The sequence below is a fragment of the Gilvimarinus sp. 1_MG-2023 genome (assembly GCF_030548285.1).
Map to the genome: position 1 here is coordinate 1 of NZ_JAUOSC010001822.1, position 232 is coordinate 232.

A 232-nucleotide genomic window follows, 5' to 3' on the forward strand; every position below is an offset into this window, starting at 1 on the left:
GTTCCGGGGAGGGAAAGGTACGATTCTTGACTTCGTCGTTATAAGCCGCCAGCGCTTCGGGAACAGTACGTCCTGAGGTGGCAAAGTTCTTGACGAATTTCGGGACATGATTCGGGTTCAGCCCCAGCATGTCGTGCATGACCAGCACCTGGGAATCGGTTGCTGAGCCGGCACCGATTCCGATGACCGGCACGGTGACGGCCTGCGTAATACGCTTACCCAGGTCGGCCGG

Annotated in this window: 1 protein-coding gene; it reads right to left on the minus strand. The window is 58.6% G+C overall.

Going from position 1 to position 232, the window contains the following annotated elements; genetic code table 11:
• The coding region (locus Q4563_RS22995) for a 3-methyl-2-oxobutanoate hydroxymethyltransferase (protein WP_303606199.1) at window positions 1-232 on the minus strand (232 nt) is incomplete at both ends.